The sequence below is a fragment of the Streptomyces sp. NBC_00104 genome (assembly GCF_045160825.1).
GTDB lineage: Bacteria > Actinomycetota > Actinomycetes > Streptomycetales > Streptomycetaceae > Streptomyces.
This window is the reverse complement of the sequence record NZ_CP108215.1, coordinates 8,079,416-8,094,199: the sequence shown is the minus strand read 5'-3', so window position 1 is coordinate 8,094,199 and position 14,784 is coordinate 8,079,416. Positions and strand designations below refer to the sequence as shown.

The 14,784-nt window shown below is 68.8% G+C and carries 11 protein-coding genes; 3 read left to right on the top strand and 8 right to left on the bottom strand.

Annotation, left to right across the window (positions count from 1 at the left end):
* Window positions 1-233: 233 nt before the first annotated feature.
* The 8 genes from OG272_RS35615 to eccB form a co-directional block, all read right to left on the bottom strand.
* Window positions 234-536, bottom strand: a complete 303-nt coding sequence (locus tag OG272_RS35615; protein ID WP_326576469.1) for a WXG100 family type VII secretion target — start codon at window positions 534-536, stop codon at window positions 234-236.
* Between the two features lie 75 nt (window positions 537-611).
* Window positions 612-956: a WXG100 family type VII secretion target gene (locus OG272_RS35610; protein WP_327727576.1), complete on the bottom strand. Its 345-nt coding sequence runs from the start codon at window positions 954-956 to the stop codon at window positions 612-614.
* A 96-nt stretch (window positions 957-1,052) separates the two neighbouring features.
* The gene (locus OG272_RS35605) at window positions 1,053-2,273 is read right to left on the bottom strand and encodes a S8 family serine peptidase (protein WP_327727577.1); all 1,221 of its coding nucleotides are present in this window, start codon (window positions 2,271-2,273) and stop codon (window positions 1,053-1,055) included.
* 103 nt (window positions 2,274-2,376) lie between these two features.
* Window positions 2,377-4,137 carry a hypothetical protein gene (locus OG272_RS35600; protein ID WP_327727578.1) on the bottom strand — a complete coding sequence of 587 codons (1,761 nt, stop codon included), beginning with the start codon at window positions 4,135-4,137 and terminating at the stop codon, window positions 2,377-2,379.
* A 2-nt stretch (window positions 4,138-4,139) separates the two neighbouring features.
* On the bottom strand, window positions 4,140-4,586 hold the full coding sequence (locus OG272_RS35595) for a hypothetical protein (protein WP_327727579.1): 447 nt from the start codon (window positions 4,584-4,586) through the stop codon (window positions 4,140-4,142).
* 876 nt (window positions 4,587-5,462) lie between these two features.
* On the bottom strand, window positions 5,463-5,756 hold the full coding sequence (locus tag OG272_RS35590) for a hypothetical protein (RefSeq protein ID WP_327727580.1): 294 nt from the start codon (window positions 5,754-5,756) through the stop codon (window positions 5,463-5,465).
* A complete protein-coding gene (gene mycP / locus OG272_RS35585; RefSeq protein ID WP_327727581.1) occupies window positions 5,753-7,066 on the bottom strand; it encodes a type VII secretion-associated serine protease mycosin in 1,314 nt (437 codons plus the stop codon). Before mycP ends, OG272_RS35590 begins: the two co-directional genes overlap by 4 nt.
* Window positions 7,067-7,091: 25 nt before the next feature.
* Window positions 7,092-8,615, bottom strand: coding sequence for a type VII secretion protein EccB (gene eccB, locus OG272_RS35580; protein WP_327727582.1), 1,524 nt, complete (start codon window positions 8,613-8,615; stop codon window positions 7,092-7,094).
* Window positions 8,616-8,820: 205 nt separating this feature from the next.
* Between eccB and eccE the strand changes: the two genes are divergently transcribed.
* The 3 genes from eccE (at window position 8,821) to OG272_RS35565 (ending at window position 14,770) form a co-directional block, all read left to right on the top strand.
* Entirely contained in the window at window positions 8,821-10,206 is a 1,386-nt protein-coding gene (eccE, locus tag OG272_RS35575) for a type VII secretion protein EccE (RefSeq protein ID WP_327727583.1), read from the top strand.
* Window positions 10,206-10,985 carry a hypothetical protein gene (locus tag OG272_RS35570; protein WP_327727584.1) on the top strand — a complete coding sequence of 260 codons (780 nt, stop codon included), beginning with the start codon at window positions 10,206-10,208 and terminating at the stop codon, window positions 10,983-10,985. The genes eccE and OG272_RS35570 overlap by 1 nt, the downstream gene beginning before the upstream one ends.
* Window positions 10,986-11,284: 299 nt before the next feature.
* Window positions 11,285-14,770 carry an SCO5717 family growth-regulating ATPase gene (locus tag OG272_RS35565; protein ID WP_327727585.1) on the top strand — a complete coding sequence of 1,162 codons (3,486 nt, stop codon included), beginning with the start codon at window positions 11,285-11,287 and terminating at the stop codon, window positions 14,768-14,770.
* Window positions 14,771-14,784: the final 14 nt, after the last annotated feature.

Below are 14,784 nucleotides of genomic sequence, written 5' to 3'. Positions count from 1 at the left end.
CGACGGTCACGGCCCGGAGCCGGAGGTGGCGCGGGCAGATTGGGCCGGTGGGGAGAGGGGTCTTCTCCGGTCCGGCACAGCGCGGGATCAGGACGTGCGGCATGAACTTCCCGGGCCCGTATGCCTCCGTACGGCGGACCCAGGACCACGGCTCACGCTGCGACGGGGGACAACGACGGGGTGGGCGCCTCCCGCGCGCGCCCACCCCGGAACTGTTCTTCATGAGCCTCCAGCTACTGAAGGTAGCTGGCTCCCTTTTTGTCGCCCTCCATGTAGGTACCGCCTGCCGTAGCCACGACGTGACCGATACCCGTGAGCGCCGTGTGGATGTCGGTGGCTTCCTTGTCCCACCTCTCCAGCTTCACCTTGAACGTGTCCTGGGCCTCACCCTCCCAGTACTGCACACTGTTCTCGACAAGCCTCTTCAGCTCCTGCAGATCCTGCTCGAGGTCCCTCGCCTCGTTAGCGATCTTGGTCGCCGTGATGTCGAGTGCGTCATAAGTGACGGAAAGCCCATCCATGTTGTTGCCGGCCATGCTTGCTTACCTCGTCTCATTGGTGCGTGGCTGATGCGTGCCGGTGTCCGGCCTTGGTCCTGAGCTCGGCTCGACTCAGAAGGAAGTGAAGGGAGAAACCGTGGGAGCACCGTCCTGGAGGTCAATCCTGTTGACCGCCGCGCGCACCTCGTCTTCCTTGGTGTCGATGATGTTGCGCGCCGAGGTCATCGCCTCGATGACCTCAGCAAGGATGTTGCCCATGCTCCGCAGCGACTGGTTGATCTCGAACTGCTTCTTGTCGAACGCGGCTCGGCCGATTCCGTCCCATTGACCGGTCTCCAGGCTGTCGATGATTCCCTGAAGCCTGTGCACACGTGACTTGACGTTCTCGTACTTCTCAAGCATCTGCTTCTGGAGCAGAATTACCGCATCGTTTTCGAGCTTCTGCTTGCCGGCCATGGTCAGCCGTCCTTTCTGTGTCTGCTTCCTGATCCAACTGTTTGGGCTTGAGCCGCACAGCACAGGGCTCCTGACGGCCCTTTACGGCTGTCGATGTCACCTGGCGCGTCGCGCCCGTATGACAGCCACGCCGGCGCCACCGATCACGATGGCTGCGGCAGCTGCCCCGAGCGCAATCCACAGAGTGTTGCCGCCATTCGTCGATTCCGCGGCTGAACCTGCCGCCGAGGTACCGCCACTGGAACCCTTTTCGGGGGCCTGTGATGCGGTTGACGGAGAGGGGGAGGGAGAGGACGAGGCGGTGGATGCGGAGTTGGCCAGGAGGTCTCCGCCGTTGTCTTTCGCGAGGGGGTCGACGTTGGCGGGGCCTGCGTCGTAGTTGGAGTCCTTGAGAACAATCCGAGGACGGACGAACCCATAACCCGCGTACTTACTCGGCTTGTCCTTCGCCCACGTACGGCCAGCCGTGTCGATCATGGAGCGGGTAACCTGGTTCACCGTCCATTCAGGGTGGGCGGACCAGATCAGGGCGGCGGAGGCCGAGGCGATGGCAGCTGCGGCACTGGTGCCTTGGTCGTCATCGCAGTACGAGCGGAGGTTCCCGTCGCACCACCCGGGGAAGCCCTGCCCTGGCGCCATGAGATCCACATAGTTCCCAGACGAGGCGAACTCCGACGCCGTGCCGGATTCGTCTGTCGCCGACACACCAATTACATAGGGGTACGCGGCTGGATAACCGATCCTGCCCCCGGTTCCGCCCTCGTTACCAACTGCTGCGATCATCAGCTTGCCCTTCGAAGCGGCGTACTCGACGGCCTCCTTCTCCTTGGAACTCGGCCCCTCCGCTCCGAACGACATGCTGATGATCTGCGCGTCGGTGTCGGCTGCCGCCCTGATCGCGTCTACGGCCCCGGGCGTCTTCTCCAGTTCCTCCGCCCCACCTTTCAGTCCCTCAAGCTCAATGCGATATGGAACGATCTTCGCCCCCGGCGCCAACCCCTGCAGGCCTCCTCCTGCTCCCGTACCTGCGATCAACTCAGCCATGGTCGTTCCATGGCCGGTGTAGTCGTCCGTGGCGTTGTAGGCGACCGACTTGGGAACTTCGCCGGTCAGGACCTGCCCCTTCAGGGAGGAGGTATTTGCGTTTACGCCGCTGTCGATGACCGCAACCTTGATGCCCTTCCCCGTACTGACCTTCCACATCTGTTCGGCCTGCATCGGTTCCAGGTACCACTGCTTGGACTGAGCGTCGTACGCAGCGGCACCAGGGGCGGATCCCACGCTCACGGCCACCAGGGCACCGACAACCGCGCCCACAGCCCGCGCTCGTCTACCGGGGCGGGATCTGTGGACCTTGGCCCGCTCGGCTCGTCGGCTGGTCCCTGACGTCATCGTGTTCCGTGTCCTCGCTCGTGCTTGGTCAGTTGACGACCGGCGGCACATCACGCCGCGGCCTGCTAGGTAGGTGCATCTCTTCGCCTTCGACCCGGTGGTCGGGACGCGGCGATCCCTGGACGTTCCCATCGTCACCGGACGCTACGTGGCCAGGGCCGCGCACGAGACCGGCGCCGCCACGTGTCAGGCCGTTACGCTCGGCGCCCGCAACGGAGTTGCGTGCGACCGGCCTGCCTGTGACAGCCTCGGACGTTCCGGAGCCCCCACGAGGGGGCGTCGCGCTTGCACCCGACCTCGCCGTGGGCTCGGGCGCTCCGAAGACCCCACGCTGCCCGGGTCGACCAGTAGCGGGACGTGAGTTGGCTACTCCCTCGCCACCGACAACCGTCCCGCGAGGAATCCTGGCGCCGCCCTGCGCAGAAGCGCCACCAACCGCCCTGGGCTGTCCCCCAACAACTCCGTTGGCCCGACCTGCTCCGGTCACCGGACCGCTGTTCGCCCGCGGAGCAGCCGTGCCGCCGGCTCGCGACGTACCACCGGTGACCGCACGGCCCATCTGGGACGACTGCGATCCAGGAGCCATGCCTCTGGCAGCGGACTGCCCGGTCGACGTGGCACGCCCCATCTGGTTCATGGGCCCTTGCCCCGTGGAGCGCCCAGAACCCGAACCGGGCGTACCAATGCGCGCCTGAGCCGACGCAGGGGTGCGAAGACCACCTGTTCCACCCAGGTTCCGGCCTGACGTGCCGTTGGAGACCGGTGTCCTTAGACCAACCTCGAACATGTTCGGCTGACCGCCACCGGGAGCAGGGGTGCCCAGTGTCGGCGGAGTGTGGCCGGTCACGGGTGTGGTCGTGGACGGTGGCAGCGTGCCGACGCTGTCGATGTTGGTACGGACAGGCTCGTCGGGGTACGCGATCTTGCCAGTGATGTCCTTTGCGGACCTCGGGTTATCGCTTACGCCGTGCCTAGCGGCATCATCCGTCACGGCAGCGTCATGGCCCACGACAGTTGTCGTTCCGGACTCTCCAGTCGTGGCTGAGGCAGATCCGCCGGGGCGATACTCCTTCGCCGGCCGCGGAACCCCAACATCAGGCATGGCCGTGAACTCCGGCGTCTTGTCCTTGGCGGGCAGGGACGCCAGCACCTCTTCGGACACCGCGTAGTACGACGCCAACCGGTTCATCTGGTTGATCGCCTCCTGGCGGTCCTTCTCCACCCGTACGGCAGCCTCGTACTCGCCTTTGTCCGCGGTTTTCTCAGCCTCTGTGAAGTGCTCAGGCCGCTTCCGGCTCGTTTCCGAATCACGAGACGGCATGGCACCGCGCACAGACGCAAGGCCCACGGCGGCAGCGGTGATCTGATCCCCTGCCGACCCGGCGAAGTCACTCAAGTGATGCGTGTTGGTGACGAGCGAGCTGCCCCATTTACGAAAGGCATCACCCGACTCTCCGACCCAGTGGACGTTGTCGATGTGGCCTTCGAGTTCGTCAGCTGCCGCATTGATGGCGTCGCGCGCGTCCCACAATGCCTTGCCCGAGGATTCCAGATCCTCCGGGTCCGTCTGCTCGACGAGGTCGATCAGTTGATTGAGGTCGAAGTCGCGCTTCTCAAAGTCCGTGCGCTCCGCGATGGTCCGCCCGAGCGGACTGTCCACGAAGGCCGAGCGCATCATGCGGTTGAGCAACCCACCTCGCGGACGGTCCTCAAACCCTCGGACGATATCCGTGACGCCGTTCTGCCCCTCGACGCGGTCGAGGTCCACCTCGCGCTGTTTGTCGGTCATCGTCACATCACCCCGGTGCGGTTGTCACCGACGCGCTGCTTGCCGTCCTTGGCATATTGGATCTTCGCGATCTCTCCCTGGATGGCGTAGAACCGCTGACGCAGTTCCTCCTCAAGGTTGTCGAAGCCTCGATGCGCACCCTGAACCGCGATGGCCGTCGCCTCAATCTGCAGATGCAGGGTCTTGGACAGGGACGTGAGCTCTTGATGGACCCGGTTGTACTGCGTGTACAAGCCGTCGGCTTCAGGGAAGATACCGTCCGCCCCCGCACTCAAAGACGTGGACCTGATGGTCTGGGCTCCCACCTTCGTCGGGTTGCCGGCCGACGTCTCAAGGTCGCGGAGAACCGCATCCACCCGCTTCACGAACTTGTCCAGGGCCTCACCACTGGCCTCCAGGTTCGCCGCCCTGGCCGCCGACACACCCCCCGCCATCTCTGCCGGAAGCACGACACCCCTCCCCGTTCCCCCGTACAGCCATCGGCTCCGACACGATCGAGACCTGGCCCAACCACTCACCGTACGATCGCAAAGCAAGCCGCGCCTCACAACGCTTTTACCACTGTAGTCAACCTGCACAACGGGGCCAACAGCGATGTGCGTCAGCTCGGTTACGAGACCGATCGGCCGTCCCGCCTTGCCCGTCTTGCCTGTTCACTGTGAACGGGTGCACACGACAGGCCGTGCACCGGGCACGCATGGCTCTACCCCATGATTCAGCACCCCACGGACGATGGCGTCACACTGCTTGCGATCTTCATCAGACTTCCGGAGACGTTCGATCGCGTCTCTGCGCCAACTCCCGTGCGCCACGGCTGAAGAGGTGCCCGGGCACGCGCCCCTCCCCCTGCCAGCCGTCACCGGAGTCTCAAGTACGCGTCTCCTGCAAACCTTCACGGCGACAATCTACGCACAGGGGACTTGCCCCAAATTCTCCATGGACCGGGTTTGATCGACAGACCCCTGCGTGGCGGAGTACGCGGCATCAACAGTCTGTGCGCACTGCATTGCGGTCCCGTTTCTCCTGCCCCGCCGCGTCTACCGATCCCGTGCGAAGTACGGAGTCGGTTTGCCGGTGCACGCGATGTGGAGGCCAGCACGGCTCACCGACTTCGACGCAACGCGGTGCGTCCTGCGATCCATCCGGCGCTCATGGGCGGCCGCGCGGCAACGGGCGGTGAGGGGCAGTGTCCCTCACGTATCCGGGCAGAAAGAAGTCCACGCCCGACCTGGGGCATCGCCGCCGCCGTTCTGCGACACCGTGTCCTTGATGAGAGTCGAGTAGTCATCGAGGGAAAGGGAGTCGCCAGCCTTGTCGGTCGGGTTTCATGTAGCCGTCCAGGTCGTTGGTGGCCCCTGCACCGCTCCGGTCAGCTCGCTGCCGTCCCACGCCGCGTCGTCGGAGACGCTGAAGCCCTGTATGGCGAGGTAGATGCCCATGCCAGCCATGAGGACCAGGATGACGCGGGCGGCGGTGAAGGCCGCGTCGGGCAGTTCCTCGGCCGACGGGTTGACGCGGGAGCGCCAGGCGCGTACCCAGTCCGCCTTGACACAGGCCATCACCAGGAATACAGCGGCCAGGACCAGGCTCAGGACGTTCGTTACGGCCAGCGCGTTCATGTGTCACTCCTTGATCTCCGCTGCCTGCGCCGCGAATCCCGCACCGCCACCGCCGTGCCGCTCAGGCCCGCCACCAGCACCAGGCCGCCTACGGTCACATACGTCGCCAGGCGCGTGTTCCGTTCCTCCGCGGACTCACCGAAATGCAGCGGAGTGACCGAGGGTGCCTCGCCCCTGGCCACTCCGCCCTCGGGCTTCGGGCTCTCGACAGGGTGCTCCGGGTCCACGTTCGTCAGGGCGTTGACGGGGTCGACCACTCCCCAGCCGACCAGGAGGTCATGGCCGGGGATCGAGCGTTCCGCCGTCTGCTCGATCTGGGCGACGACCTGCTGGGCGGTCCATTGCGGGTACTTGGACTTCAGGAGAGCCGCCACGCCGGCCACGTACGGCGCGGAGAAGCTCGTGCCGTTGTCGGAGCAGTGGCCGCCGCCGGGGACAGTGGAGATCATGTCGACGCCGGGGGCTGCGACTCCTACGAATTCCCCTGATTGTGAGAAGGGGGCACGTTCGTTGTTGCGGTCGGAGGACGCCACCGCCAGGACTCCCTCGTACGACGCCGGGTAGGTGACCTTGACGTTGCCGCCCAGGCCGTCGTTGCCGGCCGAGGCGACGACCACGACCTTGTTGTCGAGGGCGTAGTCGACGGCATCCTCCAGTCTCACGTCGGGTTTCACGGCGTTGGCCGTGTCCTGCGAGATGTTGATGACATCGGCGCCCACGTCGACGGCGTGGCGGATCGACGACGCCAGGGTGAGGGCCGTTCCGTCGCCCTCCGCGTTGTTCTGCTTGATCGGAATGATCCTGGCGTCCGGGGCCAGGCCCACGAAGCCGGTCCCCTTCAGCGGGCGGGCCGCGATGATGCCGGCCACGCGTGTGCCGTGGCCCACCGTGTCGGTGGTGCCCTGGCTGTTGCCGCGGTCGATCTTCTCGCCCTCGGAGTTCTTCGTGGGGAGGTAGTTCGCGCCCTTGGCGGCGTCCACGGCCTTGGTGAGCTGGGGGTTCCTGATATCCACCCCTGTGTCGATCACGGCCACTTGGACGTTCTTCCCCGTGGACAGCGCCCACAGCTCGTCGAGGTTGACGCGTTGCAGCGCCCAGGGACGGCCCGCGTAGTCCTTCGACGGGAACGTGCACTGGCCGCCGTCGGCCCAGGCAGTGGTCGTGGGCAGGGCGAGTACCGAGGTGGTGGCGATCAGCGCGGTCGCGGCGGCCCGGGCCGCCGGCCTCGTACCCCGGCCGCTCCGGAGCCCCCGCGTCTGCGTGTTCCGCCTGATCCGCGCGCTCAGCGCCCCCGCGTTCGCTTTCGACATCGCTTCGCTCCCCTCCACCGCGCGTCTACGAACCCTGCGGCTGCCGTGCCGCCGCCTCCGACAGGCGCGGCCCCGTCGGCAGGAACGTCGACCACTGCGCCGGGATGGGGGACGGCGTCACCTTCTCGTAGCCGAGCCGGGTCTGGGCGATCTTCGCCTCGTTCAGCTCTTCCTCGCGCTGCTTGGCCGAGGTGCCGATGCCCTCGTCTCCGGTGGTGCTGTCGCTGTTGGACTGCAGGGCGTAACGCAGGCCCGTGTCCGTGACCAGGAAGACGCCACCTGCCCTCGTCTCCGTGCCCTGGAACTGGCGGTAGAGCTGGCCGGAGCCGGGGGTGACATACGCACTGGAGGAACCGGTGGGCAGTTGAGCGGGGAAGTCGGTGCCCACCCAGGTGGACAGCGTCGTCTTCCCCTTCGAGCCGACCGAGAGCAGGACGTTGCAGACGGTGTTGCGGCCCGAGGTGGCGCTGGAGCCGTCGTTCACCGTCTTCGGCTCGAACGCCGGCCAGGTCTTGTCCGCCTCGAAGGTCGTACTGTCGGCGACCGCACTGGGGTGCACCTGTTGCGCCTCGCCAGCCTGTCCGACGTCGACGAGGTCCCCGCTGTTGAGCAGCAGCGTGGCGACGAACTCGGAGATCCGGGCCACCTCGCCCTGCAGCACCACGTAGTACTGCATCCGCCGGCCGTCGTATGCCTTGATGACCTCACCGACCTTGTCGTACTGCTCAAGGCGGGTGGAGGCGTTCGCCTTCGTGCCGGGCGTGCCGTCGATCGCCGGGATGGAGATCGGGTCGCCCTTGTGGAGGGTGTCGAGCCATTCCTGGGACACGCGCTGCGGGTCTCGGCCCTGGGTGTCGAGGGCCTTGAGCAGCTCGGTGTCGGTCGGGTCGGCCAGTCGGTACGCCGTGCCCTGCGCGTCGACCACGTACTGCGTCCTGCCGTCCGGGCCGACGACGTACATCAAGTCGCCGCCCGAGAGCTTGTCGGAGCCTCCCGTCTTGTCGAACTCCTTCTTGGCCAGGACGAACGCGGCCTTCTGGATGGCGCGTTCGCCGTCACCGGGACGCTCGCACACGGCCCAGCGCTTGGCGACCTCCGCCTCCTCGGCGGAGGGCAGGCGGTCGGGGGCGTAGGGGATCCCGATCGTGGCACCGTGCGGCGGCTCGCCGCTGTCCAGGATCTTCTCGTCGACGGTGATGATGTCGGCCTTGCCGGGATCCAGGAGCAGTTTGGCCGACGCCATGTTGAGAACCGGATGCAGCTGATTGCGACCATCCGTCTTCAGCACCACGTACCGGGTGGTGGAATCGCTCGCCACGATGACGTGCGCCTCCGCGTCGGCCCAGTCCTTGGGTGCCTTCGGGCTGAACACACCGATGCCCCCGAAGACCGCGAGAATCACCACACCGACGACGGCGCCGGGCCACAGCGCGCGCAGCGGCTTGGGAGCGCCCTCCTCCGAGCCCGACGGAGACGGCTGAAGGAAGGATGCGAGCGTACGGCGCTTCGCGAAGGTGTAGGCGTTGAGTTCGTCCCGCCGTGATGCCATCTGTGTCCGCTCTCTCCCCGTGCGGAGCCGTGGGGTGATCTGTGAAGATCTGCCCCTGTCCTCAATTGCCTCTGGTGCCTGGGCTGTCAGAGCCGCCCCCTACTATGCCTGTTGCGTGACTGTGCTGATGGCAGGGGCAGGGCGCTCAGGCCGTGCACGGCCCTGAGTGCAGGGAATTTCGGGAGAGTTCGGGGGTTTTGGAGCAATGGCTTCCGCAACACGGGCCCGGTCGCGATCGCAATCGGGGCCGCGATCAGGTGGCACGCTTCGGTCGCGTTCGGGCGGTTCCTCTTCTCCTTCTCCGACAGCGCGGTCGGGAGCGGTACCTGACGCCGCCGCATCGTCCCGCGGGTCCGTCTCGCCCCATCTGAGGTCCCACTCGGGGCACGGGGGCTCGTTCGCGCTACAGCGGCTGGTGATGCTGGAGATGGCGGCCGCCCTCGTGGCCGTCGGATGGCTCGTCGGTACGGCCGCGCTCATTCCGGCCATCGCGGCCGCCGCCGTGCTGGTCGTCCTCGCTCTCGTACGACGCCGCGGACACTCCCTGCCCGATTGGCTGGGCTCGCTGTTGGCGCTGCGGGCCCGCATGCGCAGGGCCGCGAGCGCACCGGTGCCTTCGGGGATCGATTCCGGCCTCGCACCTGCCGTGGAGTGTGATCCCAGCCTGCGGACGTACAGCTTCCACCGCGGCGACCGTCGCGATCAGCGGCCGATCGGCATGGTGGGCGACGGAGGATTCCTCACCGCGGTGCTCCAACTGGAGTCGGATGCCGGTGCGCTGCGCGCCGAGCGCAGTCGCCGGCCGCTGCCCGTCGCGCTCGTGCAGGACGTCCTCGAAGTCGACGGAATCCGGCTGGAGTCGGCACAGATCCTGGTGCACACGCAGCCGGCGCCCGCGCTGCACCTGCCCCAGCAGTCGGTCGTCGTGAGCAATTACGCACCGCTCCAGGCCCAGACCGGCGCTCCGTCAGTGCGCATCATGTGGATAGCCCTGAAACTCGACCCCGAGTCGTGCCCGGAGGCGGTGGCCGCGCGCGGCGGCGGGCTCCGTGGGGCGCAGAAGTGTCTGGTGCGGTCTGCGGAGCACTTGTCCAGTCGACTGACCGGCGCCGGCTTCCGGGCCAATCTGCTGACGGAGGAGGAGCTGACGGCTGCCATCGCCACCTCCGCGTGCGCCAACCCGATGGTGACCGCGCAGGCCGCACAGACCGGGCGGGACGAGGCGCCACAGCGGCGGACCGAGGAGTCCAGCCGCAGCTGGCGCTGTGACAACCGTCGGCACACCACGTACTGGGTGCGCCGCTGGCCTCAACTGGGCGGCTCCGGCACCTCGCTGGCACAGTTGGTGGCACATCTGACCGCGGTTCCCGCGCTGGCGACGACCTTCAGCCTGACGCTGGCCAAAGGCGGTCGGCAGGACGTCACCCTTACAGGTCACCTTCGCATCACCGGTCGCAGCAACCAGGAGCTGACCGACGCGCGGCGGGATCTGGAGCATGCCGCGCGTCAGGCACGGACCGGGCTCGTGCGTCTGGACCGTGAACAACTCCCTGGCGTGCTCGCCACCCTGCCGCTCGGAGGTACCCGCTGATGGCCATGAGGGCATCGGCCTCGCCGTCATCCACGTCCGCGCCGGAAGGCACTCCGGAGGTCACGGGCCTCGGACAGCGGCTGCGCACCGGGTTCGGGCTGTTGGGTCCCCGGCACCCGCGGCACACGCTGCCCGTGGAGCAGGTGGGTGCGCTCTCCCTGCCCATCGGAGACGACGGTGTGGTGGTCGGCGTCAACCAACAGGGCCGGCCCGCCGTTCTCGGGGTCAACCGACCGACCCCCTTCGACATCGTCCTCATCGGCGGCCTGTGGACGGCCCAGGTCCTGGCACTGCGCACGGCCGCGACGGGGGCACGCGTGGCCGTCGAGACAGCGCGGGCACAGGCCTGGATGCCGTTGGTGCACGCCATGGGCGGCGGGCAGAACGGCCTGGCGGTGTACGACGTGGGGCGCGTACCACCACAGGGCGCGTCGGCCGGCACGCCCGTACTGGTGGTGCGTGACTGCGGCATGCGGCCGCCGCGCGGACGCGTGACCTCGGCACCCTGGCAGTCCGTACTCACGCTGCTTCCCTATCTGAGTCCGGTCGCGCCGCGGTTGATGCGTCAGGCTCGCGTCGTGGGCGTCCAGCGGGTATCGCCGGACGAGGCGACTGAGATCGGGCGCGTGATAGGCCTGCCGCACCCCGAGACCCGGTCCCTGCCCGGGCTGCAGGACGGCATCACGCTGTGGTGCGCGGAGCGGGACCGGCAGTACGTGATGACGCAGGCCACGGACGCGGAGACCGGTCTCCTGGGTGTGGCACGTCGCATGGACTGAGCCGACGGTTCAGGACAAGCCCGGCGAGTGCGGATCAAGGCGATACGGTATGCCCACTTTGCTTCACCATTGGGGCAGTTGAGTACTTCACTGAAGCCCGTTGGGAGAGACGGGCCTGCCGGGCCCGCGGTTTTGATGATTAGGCTGGGGTACAGCACGTCGCGAGTTGCCCGCAAGCGGGTGGTAAGGACTGTGCGACATCTGCCCGGGGCCCGAGGGGGGACCAGCCCGGCGAATCGGACGACAGGAACGGTCGCCCCAGCACGACATGAGGGTGCTCGACCACACCAGGAGGAACTGTGAGTAGCGATCGGGACGGGACGCGCGGGGGCTGGGCCACACCCGACGATGACCAGCCCGACGCGGAGTCCGCCGTCGAGACGACGGGCGAGTTCACCATCGACTACGCGCCGCCTGCCTGGTACACGCAGAACGCCTCGTCGGCCGGGGCCGGTGCGGAACCGGCTGCGGGTACCGACACGGGTGCGGGCACGGACGGCGTTCCTTCGGCTGTCGGTTCCGCTACGCCTCCGCCCGCGCCGCCGGCCGGTCCTCCTGTCGACATGTCCGCGGTGCCCGGTGCCGGTTCGGGTGACACGTTTCCGCCGCCGTGGCCGCCGGTTGCCGCCGCGCCCGAGGCCGGCACCGGGCACGGGGACATCGAGAGTGGCGCGACCATGCGGATTTCCGCTGCCGCGTTGAAGCGGGAGATCGCGGGTGCGGGTGTGGCCGAGGATGCCTCCGCCGGGCGTGCCGACGCGGGTGCGGGCGCGATCGGGGATGCGGCCGCAGGTGTGGGTGCCGATGGTGCTCCCCGTGGTGAAGTGGGTGCCGACGACTTCGAGTTGAACGCGCCTCAGGTGGAGGCCGTGGAGCCGGGCGGCGCCACCACCTCCGACGCCGGATCGGTGGCCAGTGGCGCCGACAGTGACGGTGATGGGATCTCTGACGCTGAGGGTGTGACGCAGGCTGAGGGTGTGACGCAAACTGATGCGGCCGCCGAGGCACAGCCTCAGGGGCAACCTCAGGGGCAACCTCAGGGGCAGGACGGCGCCGCCGTGGCCGACGCCGCCGTCGCGCAGCCCTCCGACGGCGCTTCGTCCGGCGAGGATCAGGACGTCCAGGCCATGCAGGCCGTGCAGGAAGGCAACGGTCAGGGCAGCGAGGGCGGGGTGAGCGCCGCCGGTGCGGCTACCTCGGAAGCGTCCGGTGGGGCCGGGGCCGCCGAGGTCGAGCAGCCCGACGGCACCGCGACCCCGGACGCCGTCTCCGACGGGACCGGGCCGACGGATGCCACCTCTCAGGGCTCCGTCCCGCAGGGCTCCGTCCCGCAGCACTCCGTGCCTCAGGACGCCACCTCTGACGTGGCCAAGTCTGCCGACGCCGCCTCCGTCGGCGCCGTGCCCCAGGCCGCCGCGTCGCCGACCACCCCACCTCAGTCCGGCGCTCCTCAGGACGCCCCGCCCGCCGCACCCGCTCCGGGTGCCCCCGGCGGCGTTCCGCAGACGCCTCCCGCCTGGACGCCGCCCGCGCCGCAGGGTGGGCTTCCTCCGTTGCCTCCGGCGTTCCAGCCGGCTGAGGCCACCGCGCCTGCCTCGGCGGGGCAGTGGCCCGCGTCCGCTCCGTCGGCGCCTGGCGGGCAGACGTTCCCCCAGGCGCCCGGTCAGCAGCAGCCGGTGGCCGCGCAGGGCGAGCCGTCCGTGTCGCCGCAGCAACCATTCCAGCCGCAGGCTCCTCAGGGCGCGCCCGCGCCATGGGGCAACCCGGTCGACGCCGCACCCGGCGTACCCAGTGCGCCCGGCAGTGCACCCGGCACCCCCGGTGCCACTGCGCCGCCCGCCGCCCCCGCCGGTTACGGCTTCCCGCCCTCCGGCGGCCCCGTGCCGCCGCAGGCACCCATCCCCCAGCAGGGCGGCTATGGCTTCCCCCAGCCCCCGGCACAGCCCGACCAGCCGGGCCAGCCGGGCCACCCGGGACAGCAGCCGGGCCACTCCGGTGCCCCCGTTCCCACCACACCCCCGGCCCAGCCCACCCCCGGTTACGGCTTCCCGCACCCCGGCGGCCCCGTGCCCCCGCAGACACCCATCCCCCAGCAGGGCGGCTACGGCTTCCCCCAGCCCCCGGCACAGCCAGGCGCGCCGAGCACACCAGGCGCCCCCACTCCCCACCCCAACGCCCCCCAGGCCGGCTACGGCTTCCCGCCCTCCGGCGCCGCCGGCACGCCTGGTACCCCCGCCCCCCAGGGTCCGCCCAACTCCCCTGCTCCCCAGAGCGGCTACGGCTTCCCCCAGCCCCCCGCCCACCCCGGACAACCGGAGCACCCGGGCCACCCCGGCCACCAGCAACCCCCGTTCCCCGGACACCCAGGCCAACCCGCCCAGCCCGCCCAGCCCGGACAGCCGGCCATCGCAGCGCACCCGGACCACCCGGGTCACGCCGGACAGCCCGGTCACCCCGGGGGTCACGCCCAGCCCCCCGCCCCCATCGACCCCCGCACAGGCACCGCCTGGCCGCAGCCCGTGCAGCACGACCACCGTCAGCCCACCAACCCCGGTGCCGCGCCGCTCGGTTACACCGCAGCCGTCGAGCTCTCCTCCGACCGGCTGCTGAACAGCAAGAAGCAGAAGACGAAGAGCAGTCGTCCGTCGTCGGGCGGCGGGCTGTTCAAGCTGGGCGGGAAGAAGGAGGAGGCCGAGCGGCAGCGGAAGCTGGAGCTGATCAGGACGCCCGTGCTGTCCTGCTACCGCATCGCGGTCATCAGCCTCAAGGGCGGCGTGGGCAAGACGACGACCACCACGGCCCTCGGCTCGACGCTCGCCACCGAGCGCCAGGACAAGATCCTCGCGATCGATGCCAACCCGGACGCGGGCACACTCGGCCGCCGGGTGCGCCGCGAGACCGGAGCCACCATCCGCGACCTGGTCCAGGCGATCCCGTACCTCAACTCGTACATGGACATCCGGCGGTTCACCTCGCAGGCGGCCTCCGGGCTGGAGATCATCGCCAACGACGTCGACCCCGCCGTCTCCACGACGTTCAACGACGAGGACTACCGGCGCGCGATCGACATCCTCGGCAAGCAGTACCCGATCATCCTCACCGACTCGGGCACCGGCCTGCTCTACAGCGCCATGCGCGGGGTGCTCGACCTCGCCGACCAGCTCATCATCATCTCGACGCCGTCCGTGGACGGTGCGAGCAGCGCCAGTACGACGCTGGACTGGCTGTCCGCGCACGGCTACCAGGACCTGGTGGCACGTTCCCTCACGGTCATCTCTGGGGTGCGCGAGACCGGCAAGATGATCAAGGTGGACGACATCGTCTCCCACTTCGAGACGCGCTGCCGCGGTGTCGTCGTCGTACCCTTCGACGAACACCTGTCCGCGGGCGCCGAGTTGGACCTCGACATGATGCGCCCGAAGGTGCGGGAGGCGTACTTCACGCTCGCCGCGATGGTCGCCGAGGACATCGCCCGTCACCAGCAGTCGCACGGTCTGTGGACGTCGGACGGCAATCCGCCGCCGGTGGTCGCCCCGCCGATGCCGGGTCAGCAGATGCCCGGTCAGCCGATGCCGGGTCAACAGCCCTACCCGCCGCAGCAGGGCCAGCCGTACCCCGGGCAGCCCTATCCGGGTCAGCCGGCACCCGGCCAGGCCCCGCAGCCCTACGGCCACCCCGGTCAGCCGGCTCCGGGGCAACCCGCTCCGGGGCAGCCGTACCCGCCGCAGCAACCGCACCATCCCCAGCAGGGTCAGCCCTACCCCCCGGCACCGCCTCAGCAGTAGGCGGCGGGAGTCGG

What these genes read in the sequence shown, in the direction of transcription:
- mycP (WP_327727581.1), bottom strand. Translation starts at nt 7,066, where the DNA reads ATGTCGAAAGCGAACGCGGGGGCGCTGAGCGCGCGGATCAGGCGGAAC.
- OG272_RS35590 (WP_327727580.1), bottom strand. Translation starts at nt 5,756, where the DNA reads ATGAACGCGCTGGCCGTAACGAACGTCCTGAGCCTGGTCCTGGCCGCT.
- eccE (WP_327727583.1), top strand. Translation starts at nt 8,821, where the DNA reads ATGGCTTCCGCAACACGGGCCCGGTCGCGATCGCAATCGGGGCCGCGA.
- eccB (WP_327727582.1), bottom strand. Translation starts at nt 8,615, where the DNA reads ATGGCATCACGGCGGGACGAACTCAACGCCTACACCTTCGCGAAGCGC.
- OG272_RS35615 (WP_326576469.1), bottom strand. Translation starts at nt 536, where the DNA reads ATGGCCGGCAACAACATGGATGGGCTTTCCGTCACTTATGACGCACTC.
- OG272_RS35570 (WP_327727584.1), top strand. Translation starts at nt 10,206, where the DNA reads ATGGCCATGAGGGCATCGGCCTCGCCGTCATCCACGTCCGCGCCGGAA.
- OG272_RS35610 (WP_327727576.1), bottom strand. Translation starts at nt 956, where the DNA reads ATGGCCGGCAAGCAGAAGCTCGAAAACGATGCGGTAATTCTGCTCCAG.
- OG272_RS35600 (WP_327727578.1), bottom strand. Translation starts at nt 4,137, where the DNA reads ATGACCGACAAACAGCGCGAGGTGGACCTCGACCGCGTCGAGGGGCAG.